Genomic DNA, 25,512 nt, shown 5'->3' on the forward strand with positions numbered 1-25,512 from the left:
CCTTGTCTGCGTAAATATCACTAGCATTAACCATCTCTAAAACACCATCAGCAGTAATTCTCTCATCTGTATTAGCAGGCACTATGTCATTAATAACGTTCCAAAGTCTATGCTAATCATCGGGGAAGTCTGAGTTGAAAAGCTGGTAACTTTCATCTTCTTACTTCTCCCGCCTTTTTTTTAATTCACATTAAGCGTTAGTTTTAATTCAAACATCTGTGCAATAAGTCTTTAAGCTTATGCTGATTGCCTGTGAGGTTGCTCCAGAACTTGGGGCTTAAGCCCCAAGTCTTGACATAGCTATCCTTAAATCTTAGTCATGAGAAATCTTGATATTTCTGCATGTGCCAACACAGCAGCAGGTTCGCGCTGGAGAGCGTTGTAATACTTTCTCTCGAAGGTATTGCCCGTCTCTAACGGTACAATCAGTGTGCGGACATCAGCAATCAACTTTTCAAAATCCTCCATTGCTATCGGTTCATCTGCTTCAAGCATTTCATCAACTTGCACAACCACCTCAGAAATACGATGTAGCCAAGCAAATTGTTCATGAGCGATAACTAGCTGAAGTAGTTCTCCACTTGATACTCGTCCACTAACCTGTTCGTAGGTAATGCGTTCTGTCTCCAGCAACATCTTATGAAGGTGGAGTAATTTGTTTCGTAAATCACGCAGATATTGATGTTGACGTATTCTTTGTGAAAGTGTGTTAGAAGTCAATGTTACCCATCCTTTCGTTATGATAGTTTTCAATGGCTTAAATAATTTCTGTGTCGGTATTCATTACGACATAGACTGTAGCGAACAACTGGTTTGTTGAGTGATACTTTAGGGGTTAGTAGCATATCCAACATACATAGTTGCGTAAACGTTCGCCAGCAGGCTTGCCGCTCTTACCAGAAATTTTCCTTTCCTTCTCTACAAGAGGCTTGCCTAACCTCAGTTCATGTATTTGGTTTCCTTCTGTAGACCTATGATAATCAACATATTTTTTATAATCGTTATATCTTATATTTGATTAATCATATATTAGCATAAACTTATAAGAAGTACATAGTGTAGAACCTATCAAAAAAATATCAATTATGGGAAAACCGTCTTAATGTCGCTAGCATACGTAATTCTAGGTCTTCTTCAGCAGCAAGAAATGACGGGCTACGACCTCAAAATAAGCTGCTTTGATCAATGCATTGCTTATTTGTGGCCAGCAGACCAGGCACAAATTTACAGAACTCTCGATAAGCTAGTTGAGCAAGGCTGGATTACCTGTACGGTTGAGATTCAGCACGATCGGCCCAACCGCAAAGTCTACAGCGTAACTGAACCAGGGAAAGCCGAATTCACCCGATGGCTTGGAATTCATCAGCCCTTGCCGACTGTACGAGAACCAATGCTTGTCCAGTTGCATTTTGCAGATCAGTTGCCGAATGAAACCATCATTTATCTACTGGAGCAACAATTAGCGGCTCGAAGCAAAAAGCTTGCTGAATGTGAAATCATCGATTTGCCATCACTTAGTGATGAGTCTGCCAACCGTGAGCAAGTTATGCAAAGGCTGGTGCTGGAGTTAGTGATCAAAAGAGAACAGACTTATATTGATTGGTTGAAGATAGCGCTTAATGTTATCAGTCACCAAAAGCCATATGCATCACATTACCAGATTCTTTGACACTCCCTAGCACGAAACGAAAATCGGCGGGAATCCTATCCCTTCAATCGGTACTAATGACTCGAAATCCCGCGGATTTTCATAGCCGTGGGATGAGTTAACTGTCCTCTTTAGGATGATTGGTTATCATGCCCACAGACTTAAACTGTATACTGTAGGGCGTTTTCACTAGAACCCCCGCGCCGTTAACATTTCAAAGAGAGGAAGCTGTTGGCTCTGGCTCGTTTTTCTGTAACTCTCATAAATCAAGGTAATGGTAACAATAGCAGTCAATCCGTATCTCGATCGCAATTTTGCTCCAATCCGCGAAGAAATCACCACAGACAAATTGCCAGTCATCGGTGAATTACCCCTTGACTTATCGGGGATGTTTGTCCGAAATGGCCCTAATCCTCAATGGACACCCATCGGTGAATATCACTGGTTTGACGGAGATGGAATGTTGCATGGTGTGCAAATTAGCAACGGCGTAGCCACTTATCGTAACCGCTACGTACAGACAAGGGGATGGAAAAAAGAACGAGAAGCGGGTAAGGCTCTCTGGAGTGGGATGTTAGAACCACCACGAACTGATAACCCCCACGGTGGCTACAAAAATACTGCCAATACTGCCTTAGTGTGGCACGCTGGTCAGATGTTGGCACTGAACGAGGGAGGTAAACCTCACGCCATTAAGCTTCCTGAATTAGATACTATTGGCGAGTATACCTATAATGGGAAGCTAACTTCTGCCTTTACAGCCCATCCTAAGGTAGACCCGGTGACGGGAGAAATGATCTTCTTTGGCTACTCTCTGTTTGTACCACCGTACCTGCAATATAGTGTGGTTTCAGCACAAGGAGAACTTTTGTGGACAGTACCGATTGATCTGCCAATAGGAGTGATGATGCACGATTTTGCCATCACAGAAAACTACACAATATTTATGGATTTGCCGTTGACTTTTAAGCCTGAGCGATCGCAACGGGGAGAACCTGTAATGATGTTTGAGCGCGATCGCTCTAGTCGTTTTGGCATTGTACCACGTCACGGTAACAACAGTAATATCCGATGGTTTGAGAGTCCCTCTTGCTACGTCTTCCATACCCTCAATGCCTACGAAGAGGGAGATGAAGTAGTGCTGATTGCTTGTCGCATGAGTTCTACGACTGTTTTGAGTTTAGATGATTCGCAACCTGACCCAGATGCAAATATTCCCCGCTTGCATCGCTGGCGATTTAACCTCAACACAGGGACAGTACGCGAAGAAATGTTAGATGATGTAGCTTCTGAATTTCCCCGCGTCAATGAAAACCTGTTGGGGCGACAAAACCGATATGGCTACACTAACAAAGCAGCAAACAATCCCCTACCTTTATTTGAAGGTATTATTAAATACGACTTCAGCAGTGGAAAGTCCCAAACCCACGAATTCGGACAGGGGCGCTATGGCGGTGAAACTGTGTTTGCACCGCGTCCTGGTGCAATTGCTGAGGATGATGGTTGGCTTATGACTTTCGTCCACGATGAGAATTCCAACACTTCAGAATTAGTAGTGGTGAATGCCCAAGATGTAACTGCTGAACCTCTAGCGCGGGTGATAATTTCTCAACGAGTGCCTTATGGATTTCATGGTGCTTGGGTTGCAGGGGAATAGTCGATCATTTCGCTTTTACAGTCAGCAATTATTATAAAAAGGCCTCTCCCTGGTTCTGCTACGCAAAACCTGTCCCTCTCCGAGTCGGAGAGGGACAGACTTGAACTTTAGTTCAAAGTAGGGAGAGGTTAGTGGAACTCACGTTTACGTTTTTTCCCTATACCCACCAGCGTAGTTAATTACACAAATTGTTCTATATGATTTGTGGGTTCCATAAGCAACGCCAGCTACTCTAAAAGTGCCGTTAAAAATGTTTGTTCTATGACCGCGATCGGGCACACCATCATCAATAATTAACTGCATGACAATATCTTGAGCGGTGTTTGGGCCATAACTGATATTTTCGCCTGCGGTTGTTTGCCATCTACCATAGCGATTGATGCGATTAAAGGGGTTACTACCATCGCTACCATCATGACCTGTAGCACCTTTTGGGCCTTGGTCTTTAACATGGTCTCTTGCTCCTAAAGACATACCCTTAGATGCACTCAACGCTCCTACAGGACGTGCTGATTTCAAAAATGCGATCGCTTCATCGACTGCTTTGACTCCTTCTTGAGTTCGCAGATAGGTATTATTAGAAATTTTGACTCGGTTCCCCTCAAAGCGCTTTCTATAGTTTTCCATAATCGGGAGATATGACTTGGGATTTGTTCGTACTTTATTTGTTTCAACAATTACCTGTTGTTCCAGTGGTGAAAGATAACTCGCCTTTGCTAATAAAGTTGGAGTGCTAGGTTTAACTACTGCTGGCTTAGAGTTTGCCACAGATGGGGTAGATTGAAACAGTTGATTTGAGCAGCCGAAAACCAGGGCAACTGGCAAAAGTACCCAAAATTTAATGCGATACATTCATTACCTCACAATCTTTTCTATGGATTAATTTAGTGAATTAGAAGAAATAAAAATTTTCAACACACAGAGAAGTTTGTAGACGCTTCTTTATTCGGAATTTTAGAAGCGGCTTGTTATCATACATTAAAACTTCGATCAGTCCCCTAATAAGAACGGAAATGAGTTTATCAATAGTTATAGATAACCCTGTGCTCGTCTTTGTTCCTTGAGTGTTAAAAAAGGATTACTTAATACCTGTTGTAACCTAGCTAACACTCAAACGCAAACCACAAAAAATATTTTTCCCGAAAAAATGGGTTTAGAGCTACGTCGTTCTACAACGGCTTTTGTTCTATTAGTTCAGAAGTTGTCATTTGTGGTTATGCTAGGTTGAATAAGAGTTTAATATTATGATCGTGGTATCCGATACCCGGTTGAATACCACGATCGTAAGATTAAATAGTCAGCTAGAACATATTAGTTATGTTCTAGTGTGTCAACTTTACTGATTATGAGTCTTAGGTAACAGTTGAGTCATCATAGACATCAGAGCTTCTAGCTTAATATTAAGCTCCTTATTTTGAGCTTCTAGCTCGTCTCTTTGGGCTAACGCTTGTGTTAGTTTATCTAACTTAGGTTGAATAGGTTGAGCAGTTTTTTTCTTACCTTTACCGATCATTCTCACGCTATCCGCGCTAACAAATGTAGGCTGCTCAACGCCTTCAGGTAACTGTAGATGAAATACATACTTATTGATGTTACTAGGATCGGAAGGGTCAACGGTACGCTTGATCCCGTATCCCTTTTCTTTTTTTAAGTAGTTACCGAAAAATGATCGCGATCCCTCACGCCCTGTTCCTATATTCATTCCCTTGTTCTCAAATTCATCTAAAGTCGATCCCTTCATTAGTAGGGTAACGATCATATACATCTGTGTTCCCTCTGTAATAGGCTTAAGTTTGTCCTTAGAATTAGGCGCTATATCAGCGTATTTGTCAAACTTTTTAACTCTAGTTGTTTTGACAGATTGATCGGCTTGATCGTTATTTTTATTAATCGTGATCGCTACAGGTTTAGTAGTTTTTTTCTTTTCCTCTAACATATCGGCAATCGGATCGGTTGATACGTTATGAGGTTCTAAAACTGTTTTTAGTGAGCGAATAAACTCCCTTATAATATCTGTTTTGGTTCGCTTTGCTTTTTTTGCATATCGCTCAATGGCTTTCATCTCTTCTTGCGAAACTCTAATGTGCAACTGTTTTTCAAGCATTCTGTGTACCAATGTGCTACACTAATTATAGTGGAAAGGTAATCAACCACTTAAAAAACCTAGCTGTCGAAAGACAAAGCACTGAACCTTGACAATTGAATCTATGCAGTTCTACTGCATTGTTCTAGTTTCTTCCTAGCAGTAGGTAAAAGATTCATAGGAGCTAGACGACTCAGAATTTTGGAACAATTTGTTTCAAACTAAACAGGACTTGCAGGAATGCAAATAGGGTAGGGCATACCCGAATTAACGCTTGGGGAGAATCCCACCTCTGGTCTAGATGACGCGAGGACTCTGGGTTAAGTGGTTTCGTTGAACCAAGAATTCCCGTCGATTTATCGCGGGGAGTGTCAAACTTTGAGAAACCAGCGCTGCCGATACATCAGAACACCAACAGCCCACCACAACAACACGGTGACTATGGCAAACAATAGGGAACCATTCAGCACTCCCGCCCAAGATGCGAAAAAATTCTGGTAAATCCAATTGTAAGTACTGGGAGCATCTTTACTTGTGCCAATAGTGGTTTTCACTAAGATTTTAATCAATAAAACGGATGGAACGAAAAGTGCGATCGCATTTAAGCCCATAATTTCAAAAGGTTTACTCCAGCGACGATTCAGCCGGACTTCGATTAATTCATAACAAGCTGCTAGCAAAAGTAACGCCCAACCGCTAGTAAAGATTACATAAGAACTTGTCCACAGCTTTTTGTTGATGGGGAATGTCCACCCCCACGCCCAACCGATAATTAAACAACCAACTCCAAATAATGCTAACCCGATACTTGTGCGTGACTGTACAGGTTGGCTACGTATCCATTGACCAGTAAAGTAGCCAGCGAGAACGCTTACTATTGCGGGAATAGTACTGAACAGTCCTTCTGGATCTCCCATAAAGTTGAAACCATCACCTTTATATAGATGTGGTTTAGGAATAATCAGACGGTCAACATAAGCACCAAAATTAGCTTCTCGTGTCAGAACTCCCGCGCCAAAATCGGGTACTGGTACATACATCATCGTTAGCCAGTAGCCAATGAGTAGCACTGCTGCGAGTATCCATTGAAATTTACGCGGAAGGTTGAGAACTATTAAGGAAGCCAGCAGATAGGTAATGCTAATGCGCTGCAACACTCCCATAATGCGGATGCTACTCAAATCAAAAGTCCAAATACCCTGATTCCAAAAGCCATTTAGTAGTAATCCCAAGGCAAAGAGAATGGCGGCGCGGCGTAAGATGCGCCAGTAAATAGCTGAGGTTGTATTACCTTCGGTGTACTTTGACAGCGAGAAAGTCATCGCTACACCAATAATGAAGAGAAAGAAGGGAAATACCAAGTCAGTTGGTGTGCAGCCGTGCCAATCGGCGTGGGCTAAGGGAGGATATATATCATCTGCAACTCCCGCCATATTAACAAGAATCATCGCTGCGATCGTAATGCCACGAAAAACATCCAGTGAAGTCAGGCGCATAAGCGGAATTTTATGTTAAATGAGTGAGTATCTAAGCTACTCTGCCTGATGCAGGTAATCAAGCAAAATTTATAGACTTGGATACAAGGTAAAATTTTGTTAAGTAATTACCACCACTCGCTATGCCAATTAAAGTTGGAGATACCGCTCCTAATTTCACTTTACCTGCTCAAAACGGCTCAACAATTAGCCTCCAAGATTTTCGCGGCAAAAAAGCTGTAGTCTTATATTTTTACCCCAAGGACGACACACCCGGATGTACGGCTGAATCCTGCGCCTTTCGCGATCAGTATGAAGTGTTTAAAAGTGCTGGCGCTGAAGTTGTTGGCATGAGTGCTGACTCCACCGAATCTCACCAACGATTTGCAGCAAAATATAATCTACCTTTTACCCTATTAACTGACAAAGGCGACCAAGTTCGGAAGCTATATGGCGCAACAGCAGCCTTTGGCTTATTCCCTGGTCGCGTTACTTACGTTATTGACCAACAAGGAGTTGTGCAATACGTCTTTGATTCAATGTTTAACTTTAAAGGTCATGTTGAAGAAGCATTGAAAACTTTGCAACAACTTGTGAAATGAAGGATTAGGTATTGGGTAGTGGGGATTGAGAAATTCTTTTCTAGTCCTCAGCCCCCAGTCTCTAGTTCCTAGCCCCTATTTAGAATGCGATTTTTCCGGCATGACAATATTAGCGTGGCTTGCCTTACCATTCTTGCCGTTAGTATGGGCATTACCATTGCGGGGATGGATCACACCATAACCGCCGTGGTTGCGTTCGTAAATTACATTAATCTCTCCAGTTTCAGAATTGCGGAACATATAAAAGTCGTGTCCCACAAGTTGCAGTTGTTCCAGGGCTTCTGCAAGGGTCATCGGCGGCATGGAAAAATATTTGGTACGGACGACTTCGTTAGGTAGTTCGGGGGTGCGATCGCCAATTAAATCTGTGACTACCGATTCTACAACAACTTCTGGTGGTTGAGCTTGAGTTTTTTGGTCTTGACGGCGTTCTTTGTATTTCCGTAATTGACGAGCAATTTTATCTGCAACTAAGTCAATGCTGGCATAGAGATTTTCGCTGCTTTCCTCGGCACGGATAACGTTACCATTTGCATAAATAGTTACTTCAGCCGCTTGTCTAGTATTAATTCGGGGATTACGGGCTACGCTAAGATGCACATCCACTTCATTTGTAATGCTCTGAAAGTGACTAACTGCTTTTTCAATCTTTTGATGTACATACTCACGAATTGCATCGGTGATTTCAATATTTTTGCCGTGGATGACAAGCTTCATGTAAACTCTCCCACTGAATATTTGATGTGTGAATTTGCTTTGTATGAAAAGAAATTGCGGTAAGGTCTATTACTCCCGCCAAAACAAATTGTGAACTTTTTCTATGTACTGCTCGTAAGCTGTCTCTAAGCTTACTGCATCTGGGTTTTTGCTCATTATACCCTTGATTTTCCTCCTCATCTCTGCGCTGATATCCAATTGGATTTTCACATAGAAATTTTTGATGAGAAAATATTAGCAGTAGCTTCTGTAACTATCTTTTGTATTAAAAGAACGCTTACAGAATTGTTGATAGTTGCTCCTTCTGTGTTCGGTTGAATTTTGCTTGCTGTTGTTCAATAATACAAGTCTTTGGGGAAATTTGATTCTGTTTAAAATTCAAACAATCTTATGAAAATCATCAGCCAATACATTCGCCTTTATCGTCTTGGCATGATGCTTATTGCAGAGAATTCCTCCTAAAACCTATTGAGGTTGTATATTCAAGCTAGCACTTTGTATTTTCTAATTTATGTTCCCTTGACTTTCCTTTAAAATCCTTTGCAAATCTTTACATTTATTGACTCCATCTGTGTAACTTGAAATATATTTCGTCCCCGATACGAGTTGATTTTTGGCATGATCCATAGTATAAAACTACATAAATACCGTTGTTTATTATATAACCAGGGATTAATGCCTTACTTAGATGCTCATGGATGGCAGCGATCGCTCCTCACTGAGCGTATCCATGACCCTAATCTAGATGACGTGTTAATTTTGCTAGAACATCCACCTGTCTATACTCTTGGGCAAGGAAGCAACTCAGATTTTCTCAAATTCGATATTGACAAAGGTCTATATGATGTGCATCGAGTTGAACGAGGTGGTGAGGTTACTTACCATTGTCCCGGTCAACTGGTAGGGTATCCAATTTTAAATCTGCAACGTTATCGTAAAGACCTCCATTGGTATTTGCGGCAACTCGAAGAAGTCATAATTGGCGTATTGGCAGTTTATGGATTGCAGGGAGAAAGAATTCCGGCTTTTACTGGCGTTTGGTTACAAGGGCGAAAAGTTGCGGCTATTGGTATTAAAGTCAGCCGTTGGATTACCATGCACGGCTTTGCATTAAATGTTTGTCCAGACATGACAGGCTTTGAGCGCATTGTACCCTGCGGTATTTCTGATAAACCTGTAAGCAGTTTGGCTGAGTGGATTCCAGATATCACCTGCGAAGAAGTGCGTTTTTTTCTAGCACAGTCCTTTGCTGAAGTCTTTGGCGTGGAATTAGTCGAGTCGCAGCCTCAAAGATTTTTCCGATCTGAGTAGATTCAGATTGTAATTATGTAATAAATGCTATAGCAGTTATATTTAAATTGTGAGACACTGATGAGAGTAGCCCATATTTAATAGTATGAAAATAACTATTTAACTACGGTTGTCAAAGCAAAAATTTGATTATTTACAAACTTCTATCCTAAATTTTTACGGTACTCAAGCACAACTTTGCGCGTGAATTACTCAAATAATCTCCAGGTATATGCCCCATCGTTAACCTTTCTGAGAGAACGTGATTGGACAGCTTTGATAGAACTATTTGATACAGACGATGGTGATGAAATTGAAGCCGACATCGACAGGAGTTTGTTTTGGCTGATACCTGAACCTTGTTGGGAAGATGATCCCTTTGATTTCTTACGCGAATATCTTTGATGAGTTATGAGTTATGAAAAAATCTTTAATTTACAACTCCTCGCTCCTAACTATTTAACGTTGAGGCGACTGAGGAAAATACGCAGACGATCGCTTTGGGGATTGGTCAGTACTTCATAGGCTGGGCCTTGTTCCGTCACAATACCTTTGTCTAAAAATATCACTTGATGGGCTACTTCTTTGGCAAATTGCATTTCATGGGTGACAACCACCATTGTCATCCCTTCTGATGCCAATTGCTGCATCACTTGCAAAACTTCGCCGACGAGTTCGGGATCTAGGGCGCTGGTGGGTTCGTCAAATAGCATGATTTGGGGATTTATACATAAACTACGAGCGATGGCTACTCGTTGCTTTTGTCCACCGGAGAGTTGTTCGGGATAAGCAGAGGCTTTGTCAAATAAACCAACTCTGTCTAAATATAATCTCGCTAATTGGGCGCTTTCCTTCGGTGTTTTTCCCAAGACTTTACGCGGTGCGAGTGTCATATTTTCTAATACGCTCAGATGAGGAAACAGGTTGAACTGTTGGAAAACCATGCCTACTTGTGTTCGTAGTTGCCGCAGTTGGTTATAGTTGACAGTGGATCGGGATAAGTTGATACCGTTGATTATTAAACGCCCGTTGTCAATGGTTTCTAGGCGATTGAAGCAACGTAGTAGGGTACTTTTACCACAACCGGAGGAACCGATAACTGCAACGACTTCTCCCCGGTTGATTTCGCCGGTGATTCCTTTGAGGACTTTTAGGGAACCAAAGTTTTTTTCGATGTTGTCAAAAATAATGGCGGGGATGGTATTGTTCATCACTTGTATCAGGCTGCTCTACAGTTGATTGTAAGGCTTTTAATATAGACGCGTAGCAGTTCTAAAAAGCGCCTCAGAATGTATTTATTGGCGGGAGATTTGATAGTTGCAAGATATAACTTGAACGAACCACAGAGGCGCAGAGAGCGCAGAGGAGGAGAGAAAATAATATGGTTAAATTTAGTTTTATCCGTTGGTTACGCTTATCTCTAGTTGTAAGTTTTAGCTGTTTGTTACTGGCTGGCTGTGGGGTGAATCCTAGTACGGTGAAAATGCGGGTTGCTACTGAACCGGCGTTTCCACCTTTTGAATTTCAGGGAAAAGGTGGTGAGTTGCAGGGTTTTTCGATTGATTTGATGAATGCGATTTCTTCTTCTACTAACTTTAAAGTGGATTTTCAAAGTCTGCCTTTTGACGGCATTATCCCAGCTTTGCAAGGCAAAACGGTAGATGCAGCGATTAGTTCGATCACTATAACAGAAGAGAGAGCGAAGACGATTTCTTTTTCTCGTCCTTATTTTAAAGCTGGGTTAGCGATCGCAATCCGCACAAACAATCAAAATATTACTGGCTTTGACAGTCTCAAAAATAAAAAAATTGCAGTACAAATTGGTACAACTGGGGCTGCAAAGGCTAAAAGTATTCCCGGAGTGCAAATTCGCAGTTTTGATTCAGCACCTCTAGCCCTCCAAGAATTGCTCAATGGTAATGTGGATGCGGTGATAAATGATGCTCCTGTGACTTTATATGCCATTAATATGGGCAATCTTCAAGGAATAAAAGTAGTACAGCAATTGCTGACGGAGGAGTTTTACGGGATTGCAACAGCTAAAAATTCGCCGAATTTGGCATTAATTAATGACGGTTTGGATAGGGTGCTGGAAAATGGTACTTATTTCCAAATTTATCAAAAATGGTTTAAAGCCGAACCACCATCATTACCAGTTAAATCACCATTTGAGAACCAGACTAGCGCTGGCGCACCTCAAATATTTACCTCAATTGGCGTGATTTTGCAGGCTTTTCCGACTTTATTACAGGGAGTTTTAGTAACGTTGCAATTAACAATACTTTCTGTAGTGTTTGGTTTAATTGGGGGTTCCTTGATTGGTATCGTCCGTCTTTCTCGTATCGCACCCGTGCGTTGGGTAGCCAGGGCGTATGTAGATTTTTTCCGGGGAACACCTTTGTTGGTGCAAATTTTTATGATTTATTTTGGATTACCTGCAATTTTGCAAGAACTTGGTTTTACATTTACTTTTGATCGTTTGGTAGCTGGGGTAATTGCCTTAAGTTTAAATAGCGCCGCATACATTGCGGAAGTTGTACGTGCTGGAATTCAATCAATTGAAACAGGACAAGCAGAAGCAGCGCAATCATTAGGTTTAAGTTCTGTGCAAACAATGAGTTATGTAATTTTTCCCCAAGCTTTCCGGCGAATGATTCCACCCTTGGGCAATGAGTTTATCAGTTTGTTGAAAGATACAAGCTTAGTTTCTGTGATTGGGTTTGAAGAATTGGTACGTAAAGGACAGTTAATTGTCGCTGATAACTATCGCGCTTTTGAGATTTACGCTGGTGTAGCAGTGGTTTATTTATGCTTAACGTTACTTTCTTCACAAGCTTTTAGTCGCTTAGAAGTTTGGATGAATCCGGTTAAACGGCAAAGAAAATACGATACCTAATAATTTTTCTGATGACTGGAGGCAGCGTAAGTCTCTGGCTCTGCGGCTAAATTTTTTATTATTAATAAGTGGATTTAGCTAAACTATAAAAATCAAATTTTTTCAACATTTCCAAAAAAGTGAATACCGCAGGCACATGGAGGGCATTAGATAGAATTGCAGTTCCAATTACTCTCTTTAGCGGTGCAGGTAAACTGTATACCTGCACCTTTGGGGGAATAGGTACAGCTGCCAAACGAGGCATAATAGCTGCTCTCAATCCTTGATTTACCATACTAACGACTGTGGAATCTTCTTGGATATCGCTAGCAGTATTTATTGGGATTGCTAAAGTCTTCAGGTGATTGTGAAGAATGCGTCCACAGGGTGTGCAAGGAAGTAAAACCGGTGGATAGGCTGCTATATCTTCCCAAGTAATTTCTGGACTGCTAATTTTGGTATGTGGTGGTAGTAAAGCTAGATACTCATCCTGAAAAATTTCCCAGGTGTCAAATTCTTCACCAGTTGGTAAACAGGTAATACCAATATCGGTACGTCCGTCACGCAAACACTGTTCTACATCTGTGAAAGCAGGGCACTCTATGATTGTGACAGCAATTTCTGGAAATTGATTATGAAACTGAGAGATCGCTTTTGGTAATAAATGGGTGGCGACGCTACGAAAAGCCGCAATTCGCACATGGCCACCATGTAAACCTTTATGCAAGTTTGCTTCGTGTTGCATCATCTCTAGATGCTGCATAGCCTGACGAGCATGATATAAAATGCGCTCTCCAGCCGGTGTCAGCACAGCACCGTGACGGCCTCTGGCAAATAAAGGCACACCTAATTCTTCTTCTAAGGTAGCGATCGCATGACTAATCGCAGGCTGAGAAAGCTGCAATTCTAAGGCTGCTTCACTAAAATTACCACGATCTGCGACTGCAACTATGGCTCGAAGTTGGGAGAATTTCATAGGCAATTAATGAGAACAAGGGTATACACATCCTGATTTAATTGTGACAAAAAGGTAGTATTAGTAATTTTTCATATCTATAAATCCTATTTATACAACCTATACAAGCCATGATTTGATTCCTAATTAAGATATTGCTACTGTTTTATTTACTGAGCAACTTTCAGGAATAATTTTATGAACAATAAAATTAGGCATCTCACAATAGGAGAGCCAAAAATAAATGGTAGCCCGTTATTGAAGAAAAAATTCAACTCCAAATTTTGGGGATTTCTGCATAGTATCTGGAAAAATTTTGTTAAAAAGCTCTTACTAGATTCTAACGAATTACAAGTTTGGCAGAAGGTTGACCGCTACGGTAATATCTACTGGCAAGCTTACGATCCTGCAACTGGAAAAAGTTTTTCTTCAGGTTCTCAAGCTGATGTTTGTATGTGGATTGAGCAGCTTTATAGGTATTAAAAATATGACGCAACTAACTTTAGTAATTGGTAATAAAAATTATTCATCTTGGTCACTCCGTCCTTGGCTATTGATGAAACAACTTGGTTTAGAATTCAATGAAATTAGGATTTCTCTCTACAATAACCTAGATTATGCATCAAAAATTCGGCAATACTCACCATCAGGGAAAGTACCTGTGTTGTTGCACGACACGCAAACTGTGTGGGATTCTCTTGCTATTTGTGAATATCTAGCTGAAACGTTTCCGACTCTGCAATGCTGGCCAGAAGATAAGGCCGCAAGGGCATTCGCCCGTTCCATCAGCGCAGAAATGCACTCAGGCTTTCAAAATCTGCGTCAGAATATGCCGATGAACTGCCGTACTAAATATCCTGGTAAAGGTTTAGCACCCGGCGTACAGCAAGATATTGACCGCATCACTAATATTTGGCAAGAATCACGTCAAGAATTTGGGAATGGTGGCAATTTTTTGTTTGGTCATTTTGCGATCGCTGATGCATTCTTTGCTCCAGTTGTCCTACGGTTTGTAACCTATGATGTGCAGTTAGATCCTGTTTCTAGAAATTATGTAGAGGCAGTTTTGGCACTTCCAGCTATGCAAGAGTGGATAAAGGCTGCAAAGAATGAGACAGAAATTATCCCCCAATACGAGTATTAATTAAGTAAAGAAGAATATGAACAGCAGGAATATTTCAATTCGAGAGGCAAACCAAAGGGATATTCCTGCCATTATGGAATTGATTCATTTGAAAGCCGAATTTGATGGTTGTCCTAAATCTGTAGAAGCAACTTCTCAAAAGCTAGAAATTGATTTATTTGGAGAAAAGCCCCTTGCTTTTGTTCTTTTAGCTGAGGTTGATAGGGATGCCATTGGGTTAGCAACCTATCACTTTACCTATTCAACTTTTTTAGCAAAACCTGGAATTTGGCTTGATGACTTATATATCAAAGCTGAACATCGAAGCCATCGTGTTGGTCAGGCGCTGATGTTACGCTTGCGCCAGATTGGGCAGGAAAAAGGCTGTGGCAGAATCGATTGGACTGTAGCTGTATCTAACGAGCGTGGAATCAAGTTTTATGAAAGAATAGGTGCCAAGATTATTAACAAAGTAAAATTATGTCGCTTAGATGGTCAAGAACTAAGTAAGTAAATCTTCAGTAGGGGAAGCAGAACTAACTCAGGCTTCCTTCCTTAGCTTATAACTGGTTAATAATAGAAATTAATATAAATAGTGCCTTCAGAGCCGTAAACAATTTTTAATCTGCTACAGCATGAGTTAATATATAAATAAATGTCTTCTCAGGCAAAAGTTAAATAATTTTAAATATTAATAATATTTATACAGATTTAATCTAAAAATATATATCTATACCAATAAAAATAAATTTTTATTTGGTATTATTTTGTGGTTGTTATAATATTATATTGGCATAAATCTCTCTATCACGAATAAAAATATCTAAATTCAGCGATTTAAGGAGTAAAAATTATATTTACTGAGTATCAACACACCGAGGACTAATAGAGTTAAACTAGATAAAATATAAATTACAAATTAGTAGCTACAACATAATAAGCATTTATAAAATGAATTATTGATGAATAGCATAACAAATTAAACACTTTTTTGTAGTCAAATTAAAGCAGAATACATAGATGCGGATAATTGGACATATCAACTACAAAACGTACTACCCATGAGTTCCCGCGCACTGCTGCTAGTAAATCATCATGCCCGCCAAGGGCAAAAGGGTCTGTCGGAAGCGATTGAATATCTGAAGACACTTGGCTTTAATTTAATTGAGGAGTCTACAGAAGATCCCAAACATCTTGCCGAAGTTATACTTCGCTATCAGCATAAAGTTGACTTGGTAATCATTGGCGGAGGAGATGGCACTCTCAATGCCGCAGTAGATGTTTTGGTTGATACTCAGTTGCCCTTAGGAATTTTGCCTCTGGGAACTGCCAACGATCTAGCGAGGACTTTAGGAATCCCGAATTCCCTCAATGAAGCTTGCAAAATTATTGCTTGTGGAAATTTACACCGCATCGATTTGGGCTGGGTGAACGGCAAGCACTTTTTTAACGTTGCTAGCCTGGGATTGAGTGTAAAAATTACCCAGCGGCTTACCAAAGAAGCCAAACGCCGTTGGGGAATATTTGCTTATGCCGCCACTGCATTGCAAGTGATTTGGGAAGCTAGACCTTTTACTGCTGAGATTGTGATCAATAGTGAATCAGTTCGCGTGAAAACAGTACAAATTGCTGTGGGTAACGGCCGCTATTACGGCGGCGGGATGGCAGTGGCTGACGATGCCACAATAGATGACCAAAGGCTAGACCTTTATAGCTTAGAGATTAAACATTGGTGGCAGATTATACTATTACTTCCTGCTATGCGACAAGGGCGACATATATATTGGAAAAGTGTACGCTCTCTTCAAGGTCAAGAAATAAAGGTGCATACTCGCAAACCTCGCCCTATCAATACAGATGGTGAAATCACTACCTACACTCCTGCTCATTTTCGGGTTATACCTAAAGCTATAGCTGTTTTAGTACCTCCAAAAATTAAAAGTTAGCTCTGCTAAAAATGTGGGAACTCGCATCAACTCACGCCAAATGCATCTGAGATTTTCTCAAGATATAAAGTCCCTGTTGCAACGCCTAGCTGAACAACCCTTGACTCTAGGTGATATTCTGGCAGAAACCTCAGAACGAGGGTTTTGCCTAGTAATTACATTATTAGTTTTGCCCTTTTTATTTCCTATGCCACCGGGATTAACTGGCCCTTTTGGTGGTGCTTGTTTACTGTTGTCAGGGCAAATGGTTTTAGGGAGGCGATCGCCCTGGCTACCAAAAAGAATCGCTAACTACAAATTTCCTCGTCCCTTTGCCCAGTTACTTTTGCAAAATTTGGGACGTCTTACCAAAGTTTTACAGAAAATCGCCCGTCCCCGATTAGCAAAAATAGCCAATAATCCTTTGATTTGGCGAATTAATGGTATTTGTATCTCTTTATTAACAGTATTACTAATATTACCAATTCCCTTTACAAATCCCATTCCCACTGTAGGTATTTTACTTTTGGCTGTTGCCACCATCGAATCTGACGGTTTATTAATTTGCATTAGCTACGGCATTACTGCCCTAATTACGTTGTTCTTTGGATTTATTGGTTATGCACTATGGTTAGCTCCCAATTTGTTGCCGTCTATATTTAAATAATAAAAGCCCCCAGCTTTAGGCTAAGGGCTGTAATTTATTAGGGTGCATCTACCATTTATTAATCCGCTTTCTTGAGTGCTATATCCGGGCATATTTAAATTGGGGACAAAATTATTTTTTCACACATCAAAGAACATCAGAAATAAAAAAGCCTTCAACTAAAAGCTGAGGGCTATAATTTAATTAAGGTGCATCTACTATTTAGTAATCCACTTTATTGAACGCCATATCCGGGAAAATTAGACTTATAAGCAAATTTATTTTATTCCCGAATTAGAAAATATCAGTAATAAAAAAAGCCCCCAACTAAAAGTTGAGGGCTATGATTTAATTAAGGTGCATCTACTATTTATATATCCATCTTAGTTATTGCTGCATCAGGAAAAATTGAAAAAAAAATGGATGGCTGTGGCATTGATTCCATTAGCTACAAAAGAAGTACTAGTCTGAATGAGGATAACCTTCGGTTTTTGACTAGGTAATCATTGATCAACTTCACATTAATTTTACAATTACCCGGAATTTCCCTTAGATAAACAAAGTTTCTGTTAATATCTCTGATGCTATATCCGCAATAGTACTAATTTAGTTTATTAGTTGGGTATATGACTATAAAAGTTAGACGCACCCAACTTGATGAAGCGATCGCAATTTCTATTAGCCCTAGCTAGTCTTTGTATTGTCGGGGGAAGCTTTTTTCTGAGAACCACTTTTAGCAGTACTAGCGAACCTAAAATAATAACTGATACATCACGCTACAAAGAAATTCGTAATCAACTATGGTCTGATAATGACCAAGTAAAACATTTTCCTAATGAGATTCCCAGTGATGCCAAAAGCGTTCGCATTGCTTACTCTCCCAAATTTTTGCAAGGAAGTAGTTTTTTTCAAATTAGGCTGAAACAGCCACCTAACAAGATAGAAACATTACTTTCACACTACAGAAGTAGTGCAAAACACAAATATAGGGGTGGTAACACAAACAATCACATAAACCAGCCTAATGGTGTGCCGACAACTTTTTTCTACACCAGTGACTTTCCTACGGAATCTTTTCCAGCTAATTATGAAATATTAGTATTAAATACAAATGATAAAGGTAGACCTGGCTTCAAGTGGAATCATGGAGATAGTTATGGTGTCGCTATTAATAGTTCTGCCTCAGAAATTATCTATTGGTCTGAAAAATGGTAATTAGCAATACTTCTAGAGATAAACCTCTGTATCGATTATAGGAATGACCTACCACGGTGATAGTGGAGGTAGTTGTTAATTCAAATACCCTATAAAATACCCCTAGTCAATTAAGTGGATATTAGATTGATTCTACTCTCATGATAGTAATAAAAGAACGCTAATTTCCACTTCCCAATTCCAAAGTTTTCATTCTCTGTTACTAGGGGAATATTCTCTTGATCTTAACTATATAATAAGCAACACCACTAAGATGCTTTAGTTATAAAATAACCCATCTCAATGGTACAGTTATTAGTATTATTTAAAATTCACGGTCAGTTAAGCGAAAAAGGTGCACAAAATGAAAAAACTAGCAAATAGCCTCCTGAATGAACGCACAAAATCGATTGTCAGATCATCTGAAATATATCAACTTTTATTTAATAAAATACATTCAAGTAAGCTAGCTGTTGCAGGCAAAAAGCTTGATATTTGTGCTAATGAAATTGCTATTTATCTGCTTCAGTGTGGGAAAGGGAAATATGTATTGCGTGATAAAATTTGTCTTGAAATTGGAAGCGGATGGTTACTAACTCATTCATTAGTCTTTTACCTTCTTGGAGCAAAAAAGGTTTATGCAACGGATGTTTACCCGTTATTACAAACCGAAAATATTTTTAAAGCTGTGTGTAAGTCTGTACATTGGAGTGTCTTAGATAGTCTATCTACATTTGAAGATCGTGAGATTATCCGCTTACGTTTAAATAAACTGCTTTCATTAAAACAATTATCCGTAGAAGCCTTACAAGAGTTAGGTATAGAATATATTGCTCCAATTGATTTGTCTGAAATAATGCCTAGTTCAGAAAAAATAGATTTTATCTTTTCAAAATCTGTCTTAGAACATGTGCCAGTTGATGATGTTGTACCGCTATTGAAAAATCTTATAAGTAGCCTTTCTGAAGATGGCTTTATGTTTCATCTTATTCATTTACTAGATCATAATAATTTAAACGAAAAACCATTTGATTTTTTTGTTTATCAGCAGGAAGCCTACTCGATGGAATTACAATCAAGGTGGGGAAATCGAATTCGACGAAGCCAATGGGCGCAGATATTTTCTAACCTCAAAGATGTGGACTCTAAATTTTTATTTGAGTGGTCATGCAAGGACAGAGAATTACCAGAAAAAATTGACCCATCTATTCAATATATAGATGAAGAAGATTTAAGAATTTCTCATATTGGTGTACTTACTCGGAGAATTCACATCACTTCCGAAAGTCAAGTCTTAGGGAAAGAGAAGTTTTGAGTAAAAGCTTTCTCTAACCCGAATTTAGTACTTAGTGCTGCTTTTAGCCTTTTGGGTATATCACTTTGGGTAGTTAAAAGTTATAGGCAGCATAGCTAAAATTAATAATATGCTTAACAACTATCTGAATATGTAGAATGCCAACCGCTCTAATTACTGGTGCCTCTAGTGGTATTGGTGAAGCTTTTGCTCAAGAACTAGCTGCACGCAAAACAAATCTTGTACTCGTTGCTCGTTCTGAAGAGAAACTAAGCCAATTAGCTAAACAACTACAAGAAGAACACAAAATTCAAGTAGACGTTATAATCAAAGACCTCACGGAATCTGATGCAGCTACTGCTGTGTTTAATGCCACTAAAGCAAAAGGATTAACCATTGACTTACTAATCAACAATGCTGGTTTTGGTTACTATGGCGACTTTGCTGAAGGGGATGGAGAAAGACAAATTAAAATCGTGCAATTAAACGTTTTAGCATTGGTAGATTTAACTCATAAATTTTTACCCTTGATGCGGCAACGTCGGTCTGGAAGTATTATTAATGTATCCTCTATTACTGCATTTCAACCGATACCATACCTTTCTGTTTATGCTGCCACTAAAGCTTTTATTTTAAGCTTTAGTGAAGCGCTATGGGCAGAAAATCGTCAATATGGTGTCCGTATCTTAGTCACTTGTCCAGGCCCAATAGAAACAAACTTTTTTACAGAAGCTAATTTTCCTCCAGCGCTCGTAAGCAGTACAGATAAAGTGTATTCTTCTAAAAAAGTAGTTTGTGAATGTTTAGAGGCTTTGGAAAAAGGCTATCCAACTGTTATTAGTTCTGATACTACCACTCAAATTAGAAGCAAACTATCTCGGCTAGTACCGCGCAAACTTCTGCTAACTATGTTAGCAAAACACTTTAAAGCTTAAGTATATAGTTAGGAGTTAGGGGTTAGGAATTTCTAGTTCAAGAAAGTGGTAAATTTTAAACTCTTAACTTTTCACTCCTCACTCCTCCCTCCTCACTTATTACATATACCTTGTTAATTGAACTCGGTAACGGTCTTTTTTAGTAACGGCGATTTCCCCAACTTCTAAACGCCCTTTAGAGCGAATGGCGATTAAGTCGCCTGATTTGACTTGAGAACTAGCTTGAGTAACTTCCTTCCAATTGACGCGAACATCACCAGCATCAATGAAATCAACCATTTTGCTGCGAGACATACCAAAACCAGCAGATGCGATCGCATCTAACCGCAAAGAAGCCTCTACAGTAGTTAACTCTTTTTTCTTGGGTTCCCGAACCTTTAATTCAGTTACCTCAATTCGCTGAGTTTTCACAGGAACCGATCGCACCTGTTTAAGACTCATTTCCAAAAATTCCACCAACTCTGGTGCGACAATCGCCTGCGCCCCCCGTTCTCCTAAGACAATGATATCTCCTGTCTTTTCACGAACAATTCCCGTTCCCAACATTGCGCCTAAAAAGTCGCGGTGAGAGGCGGTATCAAACAGGAAATTACCAGCAATTTCCACAGCCACAAGACTGACTTGAGATTGATCTAAGGGAAGTTCTGAACGAGCGATCGCTAGTCTTTGGCGTTCAGCTTGCGGGTATCCGCCCCACGCAACTAATTGCACTTCTGTTAATCGGTTAAACACCCGTTGAATTTCCGCCAATTCTGGGGGAGACAGAAAATCAGTTAAAACCACTTCCCAAGTTTTGATGGCTTGCTCCGCTTGGTCAATTACACGAGCTACACTATCTCGATTTTCAACACTTTTTAAAAGTTCTTCTCGTGGCAACATTCTTAAAAATTATGAGTTATGAATTGAGAATTAAGCTTTATAACTATTTTGATTCTAACTTTAATTCCCATTTCAGTAGGTTCTCATCCCTAGCAATTTGTTGCATTCCCAGTTTTTCCAAAATGCGAATCGAGGCAACATGATCGTCTGGAGAATGAGCGATAATTCTCTTGAGTTCTGGCTGAGTAAAGGCAAAATCGACCAGTGCTTCTACTGCTTCAAAAACAAATCCCTGCTGGCGATAAGCTGATACCACCTCATAACCCATTTCTACAGTTCCTGTCTGATCGGGTTTGCTACCAAATCCCAAATCACCAATCAGGGTAGAATCAGCAATGTGGATCATTAGCCAGACACCCCAACCCAACTGGGAAGGATCATCTATTAGCATTTGAGCATACATTGGGAAAAAATCTAGCACCTCAGATCCATACCAATCATCAGGAACCCTGACCCCTAAAAGCCTCTCTACTTGTGATTTATTTTTTGTAATTACCGCTTGTGCCACTTCCAAAGAACAAGGAAGTAGCTCAAGCCTCTGTGTTGTAATGTGTAAACTATGATTCATTTATTACACGTTACCTGTGTCAGCATAACCTTGGATATTTTCTGGATCAAACTGACGTAATATTCGGGTTGCTTGTCGAGTGAGAGTTTCAGAACCTTGAACGGCAACCAAGTATTTACCTGCATCTAAGCGGTTGCGATAAGGTAAAGCATCACCACTACCAAAGAGTAAACCGATTCCGCCACCAACAAATACACCACCCATAGCACCACTAGCAGCACCCAATAGTCCGCCAACGATGTGATTACCAACCTCACCCGCCCAGGCAAAAGTATTTAAACCAGTGATTAGGCTGAATGTAAAACCTGCAAAAAAGCCAAACGGTATCAGCCAGGTTGCCATCAGTTGTGCTTGCTTTTTGGCTTGGTCTTTAGGGTCAATTAAGCCAAACTCGTCAGCCGTTTTATAGCCCTTCCCAAGGATGGTACTGTTTATACCTTCTTCTTCTAAAGCTAAGTAAGCAGCTTCGGCTTGAATGCGGTCTGGTAATACGGCAACAAGGTAATTCATTGATTTTACAATTTTTCTAATAGAAGTTTTGCCTTAATTACAGCGTATCAGTCTTGGTAGAATCAATCTTGCATTGGGTAGGAGTTAAGAGTTAGAAGTTAGGAGTTTGCAAAGGCTTTGATTTTTACTCCCTAACGCTAGCGAGGGAGGAGTTGGGGTTAGGTCTGTATTGAATTCAACTACAAACCGCGACGCCGATAGCGTTCGCGTAGCGTCTCGTAGAGAAGCGTTAGCGAGTCTTCTCCTATCGGAGACGCTGCGCGAACAAGCGTCATAGCCCGCCGCAGGCATCGCACAAGTTAAGCACAAGTTAAATATACATCGGCTGATCACTTGAGCAAATTTAGTGGCTCACAAAAATTGTTCACGCCTTGCTTAAGGACATATATCAAAACTGGTGTTGCCAAAATTTTAGGAAACGTCGGCATTGCTTTTAAATGTTGCATCATCTTTTGAGGTGAAGTATTAAGCAAATCTTCTCGATATTCTTGTTCGCAAATGACCACACGCCATTTTCTAGCCAAGGCATCTAACCACTCGGAATTTGCTCTTTCTGGTTGCTGTCCTGCCCGGATAGCTAGCGTCATCGCCGCATCTTCTAAATCTCCATCACAGTCTTCAATCAAATCTAGCGCTTCCATATCGCTAGGATCATCTGCCAATTGAGAGCGAAACTGTGCAATTTCTTGAGATGTTACTTTAGTCATGAGTCTTTGACAAGGCGATCTAACACTCAGTTATGCTACATCATTTCACAAAATTGCTGTTACAAATACATTTTTTACCAAAAAGTCTCATTTTTCAATAATTACATTGAAAAATGAGACTTTTAAAATTTTTAATTGAGAGATGAGTCAGCACTACTAGCGTAATGCTCTGAGGGTAACAGACCGTTGTAACTGGGCTAAAGCGCGGTTGTAATCCAAAATTGCTGTGACTCGATTACCTTCAGCTCTTGTGAGGTCGTTTTCAGAGTTAATGACATCAGTTTGAGTGCCTACACCAGCTTGGAATCGCAAACGCGCTAAACGTAGAGCTTCCCTGGCTTGTTCTAAAGCGGTATTAGCGGTTTGAACATTCTCCAAACTAGATTGCTGGGTAGAAAAAGCTTGTTCTACCTGAAAGCGAATTTGGTTACGCTGTTCGGCAAATTGAGTTTCTGCGATCGCAATATTAGCTCTGGATTGATCTGCTCTTGCTCTTGCTGCTCCTCCATCATACAAATTTAGCCTTGCCTGAACTCCCAATGAATAACCATCAGTAACACTGACACTATCATCGAACTGATCTAGTAGGTTGTAGCTAGCTACCAAACTAACTTGAGGACCTAGCTCCGCAAGGGCCTGCCTACGCTGTTGTTCACTGATATTGCGTTGTGCTAAAAACTGTTGCAGTTCGGGACGATTTTGAAAAGCCAGCACAATACTTTGTTCTAGCGTTTCGTTCCAAAGACCAGCCAATTGTACAGGATCAGCCGCACTGATATTTACCGCCTGCGGCAAACTCAACCGAGTTGCTAAACGACGACGGGCAATTTCTTGCTGGGATCTAGCATTAGTCAGGTCTTGTTGGGCATTGGCTAAATTCACCTGAGAGCGTAGCACATCGAACCGCGTACCAACCCCAGCTCGCTCTAAAGCTTCTGCATCACGCAAACTAGCCTCGGAGTTCTGCACAGCCGACTGGGCAATGCGTACTTGTTCATCTGCTTGTTGCAAATTGTAGTATTCAGTAGCAACATTCAGGCGGATTTCTTCAGACTGAGTTTCTACAGCCAACTCATTGAAACGCACCTGTTCTTCAGCCGCTCTGATGTTAGCTTGTACTCTCCCAGAGGTGTAGATGTTATATGAGAGTTGTGCTTGACCGGAAAAAGATGTACTGGCTTCATCGGGAGATGATATACCCGTCTGCTGTTCTTGGAGTTCCGACGATAGCTGACTTCCAGCAGACTGACTGCGAGTAATATCCGTACTAACACCAAGAGTGGGTAATAAGGCCGCTTGCGCCTCACGTAGAGCCGCTCGATTGCGTTCTAGCTCCAATAGAGACACCTGCAAATCCCGATTATTACGCCGTGCTAGCTCCAGAGCCTGTGCCAAAGTAATTGGCTGATTTCCCTGGAGTCTCACTTCCTCTGGTTTGGTGGGAAACTGCAAGGGATTTGAACTGGGAATAAGGTTCTCTGGAATTTGTACTGGCCCTGACGGCACAGGAGTTACGGCTCTCGGCACAGTGGGAGGTTGGACTGAATCCTCTGGTACAGGAGTTACAGTTTCCGGCACAGTGGGAGTTGGCGTCGAATCTGGCGGAATCGGGCTATTACTCTGAGCAACGCGGGAGCCACCAGCATTTTGTTGTAAACAGGTGCTTGAGGTTAGTAGCAAAGTAGCTGAGGAATCAGTTTTGCTTTTCCCCAATTCCTGTGGACATCTTTGCGCTAACAACAGTTTTGCCGATACTACACCTGTAGCTGAAGTTTGTAAAAATGTTTGCAACTGAGTAACAGTATTTACCTTTTGAACCACTGGCTGCTGTGCAGAAGACAGAGGCAAAATTCCTTTTTGAACAGAAGAAGGTTTTGAAGTGTAGTTGGGAACTACTATCCTCTTTGATTCCTGCCCATAAACGTTTGAATTACTGTTTTTTTGGTTATTTTGAGCAGAACGGCTGACATCTAGCTGCTGAGAAGCATTAGAGGTAGGTGTCAAACTGAAAAATTTACTTTCATGTTTCTTAAGTACTTGTTTTATCGGCACAACAGTATTTTCAGCCGTAAACACTGGAACACTGTTGTTACTTAAAGGCTTCATACTAAGTTTGGTGAAACCGAAAGCAGGTACTAGGGTTGGAATACTAACATCTGCACCGTTATGCAGTTGCGTATTCATGATGTCCACAACCAAGTCTTGACCATAAGTCGAAGTCAAAACACTAGGAGAAGACGCCAGCTGTACCCCAGTTAGTTTTACAGTACCAGCCCAAGCAGGCTGAGTTGTTAAGACCGCTGCCGTCACACCAGGCAATAAGCTATGGAATAATTGCTGTCCTTTCACCGCATCCCTCACACGAAAATCAATCTAGCGGCAGAAAACCTTTCTTCACCACAGAATATAGCACGATACTAAATTTAGGA

The 25,512-nt window shown here is 40.6% G+C and carries 26 protein-coding genes; 14 read left to right on the top strand and 12 right to left on the bottom strand.

The genetic code is table 11. From position 1 onward, the window contains the following. Positions 1 to 306: 306 nt before the first annotated feature. The gene (locus tag H6G26_RS02200) at positions 307 to 720 is read right to left on the bottom strand and encodes a hypothetical protein (RefSeq protein WP_190727704.1); all 414 of its coding nucleotides are present in this window, start codon (positions 718 to 720) and stop codon (positions 307 to 309) included. A gap of 382 nt (positions 721 to 1,102) precedes the next feature. Between H6G26_RS02200 and H6G26_RS02205 the strand changes: the two genes are divergently transcribed. Then, positions 1,103 to 1,669: a PadR family transcriptional regulator gene (locus H6G26_RS02205; RefSeq protein WP_190727705.1), complete on the top strand. Its 567-nt coding sequence runs from the start codon at positions 1,103 to 1,105 to the stop codon at positions 1,667 to 1,669. Positions 1,670 to 1,922: 253 nt separating this feature from the next. After that, positions 1,923 to 3,305, top strand: coding sequence for a carotenoid oxygenase family protein (locus H6G26_RS02210; protein ID WP_190727706.1), 1,383 nt, complete (start codon positions 1,923 to 1,925; stop codon positions 3,303 to 3,305). Between the two features lie 144 nt (positions 3,306 to 3,449). On the opposite strand, the gene H6G26_RS02215 is transcribed toward H6G26_RS02210, so the two are convergent. The 3 genes from H6G26_RS02215 to H6G26_RS02225 all read right to left on the bottom strand — a co-directional run bounded on the left by H6G26_RS02215 (position 3,450) and on the right by H6G26_RS02225 (position 6,884). Further along, positions 3,450 to 4,157 carry a CAP domain-containing protein gene (locus tag H6G26_RS02215; protein WP_190727707.1) on the bottom strand — a complete coding sequence of 236 codons (708 nt, stop codon included), beginning with the start codon at positions 4,155 to 4,157 and terminating at the stop codon, positions 3,450 to 3,452. A gap of 484 nt (positions 4,158 to 4,641) precedes the next feature. Further along, positions 4,642 to 5,409: a ribbon-helix-helix protein, CopG family gene (locus tag H6G26_RS02220; RefSeq protein WP_190727708.1), complete on the bottom strand. Its 768-nt coding sequence runs from the start codon at positions 5,407 to 5,409 to the stop codon at positions 4,642 to 4,644. Between the two features lie 350 nt (positions 5,410 to 5,759). Continuing rightward, the gene (locus tag H6G26_RS02225) at positions 5,760 to 6,884 is read right to left on the bottom strand and encodes an acyltransferase family protein (protein WP_190727709.1); all 1,125 of its coding nucleotides are present in this window, start codon (positions 6,882 to 6,884) and stop codon (positions 5,760 to 5,762) included. A gap of 122 nt (positions 6,885 to 7,006) precedes the next feature. Between H6G26_RS02225 and H6G26_RS02230 the strand changes: the two genes are divergently transcribed. Further along, on the top strand, positions 7,007 to 7,465 hold the full coding sequence (locus H6G26_RS02230) for a peroxiredoxin (RefSeq protein WP_190727710.1): 459 nt from the start codon (positions 7,007 to 7,009) through the stop codon (positions 7,463 to 7,465). A gap of 75 nt (positions 7,466 to 7,540) precedes the next feature. Here H6G26_RS02230 and raiA read toward each other — a convergent pair whose 3' ends face one another. After that, the gene (gene raiA / locus H6G26_RS02235) at positions 7,541 to 8,182 is read right to left on the bottom strand and encodes a ribosome-associated translation inhibitor RaiA (protein ID WP_190727711.1); all 642 of its coding nucleotides are present in this window, start codon (positions 8,180 to 8,182) and stop codon (positions 7,541 to 7,543) included. A 618-nt stretch (positions 8,183 to 8,800) separates the two neighbouring features. Here raiA and lipB point away from each other — a divergent pair. Further along, entirely contained in the window at positions 8,801 to 9,493 is a 693-nt protein-coding gene (lipB, locus tag H6G26_RS02240) for a lipoyl(octanoyl) transferase LipB (RefSeq protein ID WP_190727712.1), read from the top strand. 183 nt (positions 9,494 to 9,676) lie between these two features. Continuing rightward, positions 9,677 to 9,877: a hypothetical protein gene (locus H6G26_RS02245; RefSeq protein ID WP_190727713.1), complete on the top strand. Its 201-nt coding sequence runs from the start codon at positions 9,677 to 9,679 to the stop codon at positions 9,875 to 9,877. A 50-nt stretch (positions 9,878 to 9,927) separates the two neighbouring features. On the opposite strand, the gene H6G26_RS02250 is transcribed toward H6G26_RS02245, so the two are convergent. Beyond that, on the bottom strand, positions 9,928 to 10,683 hold the full coding sequence (locus H6G26_RS02250) for an amino acid ABC transporter ATP-binding protein (protein ID WP_190727786.1): 756 nt from the start codon (positions 10,681 to 10,683) through the stop codon (positions 9,928 to 9,930). Between the two features lie 170 nt (positions 10,684 to 10,853). On the opposite strand from H6G26_RS02250, the gene H6G26_RS02255 reads away from it, so the two are divergent. Beyond that, entirely contained in the window at positions 10,854 to 12,368 is a 1,515-nt protein-coding gene (locus tag H6G26_RS02255; RefSeq protein WP_190727714.1) for an ABC transporter permease subunit, read from the top strand. 61 nt (positions 12,369 to 12,429) lie between these two features. On the opposite strand, the gene H6G26_RS02260 is transcribed toward H6G26_RS02255, so the two are convergent. After that, complete coding sequence (locus H6G26_RS02260) at positions 12,430 to 13,323, bottom strand: LysR family transcriptional regulator (protein ID WP_190727715.1); 894 nt, start codon at positions 13,321 to 13,323, stop codon at positions 12,430 to 12,432. Between the two features lie 177 nt (positions 13,324 to 13,500). Here H6G26_RS02260 and H6G26_RS02265 point away from each other — a divergent pair, with 177 nt between their 5' ends. The 8 genes from H6G26_RS02265 (at position 13,501) to H6G26_RS02300 (ending at position 20,419) form a co-directional block, all read left to right on the top strand. Then, positions 13,501 to 13,785: a hypothetical protein gene (locus H6G26_RS02265; protein ID WP_190727794.1), complete on the top strand. Its 285-nt coding sequence runs from the start codon at positions 13,501 to 13,503 to the stop codon at positions 13,783 to 13,785. 4 nt (positions 13,786 to 13,789) lie between these two features. Continuing rightward, on the top strand, positions 13,790 to 14,446 hold the full coding sequence (locus H6G26_RS02270; protein WP_190727716.1) for a glutathione S-transferase family protein: 657 nt from the start codon (positions 13,790 to 13,792) through the stop codon (positions 14,444 to 14,446). A 16-nt stretch (positions 14,447 to 14,462) separates the two neighbouring features. Next, a complete protein-coding gene (locus tag H6G26_RS02275) occupies positions 14,463 to 14,939 on the top strand; it encodes a GNAT family N-acetyltransferase (protein WP_190727717.1) in 477 nt (158 codons plus the stop codon). A gap of 547 nt (positions 14,940 to 15,486) precedes the next feature. Beyond that, complete coding sequence (locus H6G26_RS02280) at positions 15,487 to 16,371, top strand: lipid kinase (RefSeq protein ID WP_190727718.1); 885 nt, start codon at positions 15,487 to 15,489, stop codon at positions 16,369 to 16,371. Between the two features lie 40 nt (positions 16,372 to 16,411). Then, positions 16,412 to 17,017 carry an exopolysaccharide biosynthesis protein gene (locus tag H6G26_RS02285; RefSeq protein WP_190727787.1) on the top strand — a complete coding sequence of 202 codons (606 nt, stop codon included), beginning with the start codon at positions 16,412 to 16,414 and terminating at the stop codon, positions 17,015 to 17,017. Positions 17,018 to 17,653: 636 nt separating this feature from the next. Further along, positions 17,654 to 18,211, top strand: coding sequence for a hypothetical protein (locus tag H6G26_RS02290; RefSeq protein WP_190727719.1), 558 nt, complete (start codon positions 17,654 to 17,656; stop codon positions 18,209 to 18,211). A gap of 343 nt (positions 18,212 to 18,554) precedes the next feature. Beyond that, the gene (locus tag H6G26_RS02295) at positions 18,555 to 19,505 is read left to right on the top strand and encodes a hypothetical protein (RefSeq protein WP_190727720.1); all 951 of its coding nucleotides are present in this window, start codon (positions 18,555 to 18,557) and stop codon (positions 19,503 to 19,505) included. A 137-nt stretch (positions 19,506 to 19,642) separates the two neighbouring features. Further along, a complete protein-coding gene (locus tag H6G26_RS02300) occupies positions 19,643 to 20,419 on the top strand; it encodes an SDR family oxidoreductase (RefSeq protein ID WP_190727721.1) in 777 nt (258 codons plus the stop codon). 99 nt (positions 20,420 to 20,518) lie between these two features. On the opposite strand, the gene H6G26_RS02305 is transcribed toward H6G26_RS02300, so the two are convergent. The 5 genes from H6G26_RS02305 to H6G26_RS02325 all read right to left on the bottom strand — a co-directional run bounded on the left by H6G26_RS02305 (position 20,519) and on the right by H6G26_RS02325 (position 25,432). Beyond that, a complete protein-coding gene (locus H6G26_RS02305; protein WP_190727722.1) occupies positions 20,519 to 21,298 on the bottom strand; it encodes a photosystem II S4 domain protein in 780 nt (259 codons plus the stop codon). Between the two features lie 43 nt (positions 21,299 to 21,341). Further along, positions 21,342 to 21,866 (bottom strand): GNAT family N-acetyltransferase, encoded by a 525-nt coding sequence (locus tag H6G26_RS02310; RefSeq protein WP_190727723.1) that lies wholly within the window; start codon positions 21,864 to 21,866, stop codon positions 21,342 to 21,344. Positions 21,867 to 21,869: 3 nt separating this feature from the next. Beyond that, positions 21,870 to 22,376, bottom strand: coding sequence for a hypothetical protein (locus tag H6G26_RS02315; RefSeq protein WP_190727724.1), 507 nt, complete (start codon positions 22,374 to 22,376; stop codon positions 21,870 to 21,872). A 329-nt stretch (positions 22,377 to 22,705) separates the two neighbouring features. After that, positions 22,706 to 23,083, bottom strand: a complete 378-nt coding sequence (locus H6G26_RS02320) for a hypothetical protein (RefSeq protein WP_190727725.1) — start codon at positions 23,081 to 23,083, stop codon at positions 22,706 to 22,708. Positions 23,084 to 23,239: 156 nt separating this feature from the next. Beyond that, the gene (locus H6G26_RS02325) at positions 23,240 to 25,432 is read right to left on the bottom strand and encodes a TolC family protein (RefSeq protein WP_190727726.1); all 2,193 of its coding nucleotides are present in this window, start codon (positions 25,430 to 25,432) and stop codon (positions 23,240 to 23,242) included. Positions 25,433 to 25,512 lie beyond the last annotated feature (80 nt).

It is taken from the genome of Nostoc sp. FACHB-888 (genome assembly GCF_014696655.1).
Classification (GTDB): domain Bacteria; phylum Cyanobacteriota; class Cyanobacteriia; order Cyanobacteriales; family Nostocaceae; genus Nostoc.